1 protein-coding gene is annotated in these 831 nt (G+C 44.6%); it reads left to right on the top strand.

The features are described from left to right. Window positions 1–90 precede the first annotated feature (90 nt). The coding region (locus J5224_RS31560; RefSeq protein WP_264628925.1) for a hypothetical protein at window positions 91–831 on the top strand (741 nt) is incomplete at its 3' end.

Genomic DNA, 831 nt, shown 5'->3' with positions numbered 1-831 from the left:
ATGCGCTTTTTCTGAAGCGGTCGCGCTTATTGATATACGCACTCACGGCTATTGTTTATTAATTGAGCAATCACACAGGGAGGTGAGCTTATGCCAATCAGCGCGCAGGATTTCAGGCGAAGTGCGGGATGCTACGATGATAAAACGCAAGGATATGTCGCAGAGTCCATTATCCAACAGCGGTTAAATCGTATTGCCGCGTCGCAAACCCGTAAACTTCCTCAGCAGTTTGGATGGATGACGCTCTTGGCTTTACTGAGCGTGGTGTCAAATAATACGTTGCGCAGACATGTCTCTGAGCGTTTTTTTTCTGCTTCAGAGTATTGTCGAAAAAGGGGAGAGGAAAATAACCCTGCTGCTTCTTATAATGTCACTGGAAATATTAAAAATGTTTTTCCGAATGATGCCACTTTATGTGATAAGTTCGATAGCCATTATTCTTCTACAACGATTGCTCCTCCGCTGAATCCACAGCAGTTAATGCATGGTTCATCCTCGTTGAGGCAAACGCGAGAAAGTATTGAGGATTTCTTGCCATTCAGCTTTTACTCATTCGCTGATGCCTTTAGACGCTACGATCCATTATCTTTTCCTGGTACCCATGCCGCGGTTGTTGAGTCTACACCGGCGCCCCTGTCAACACCGTCGGATTCTGTTGCAACCGTCAAAAATGATTACACCTGTATTCATGCAAGACAAAACCTTTCTTCCCTCGATATTCTTTATCGTGTCGCGGATACGATCGATTATCCTATTTCTACTTTGGCGATAGAAATTAAGGTGATTACCTCTTATTTGCAAAGTGGCGTGTGCCCAACCGAAGCTTCGCTT

It is taken from the genome of Candidatus Symbiopectobacterium sp. NZEC135, assembly GCF_025962695.1.
This window is presented reverse-complemented; position numbering and strand designations above follow the sequence as displayed.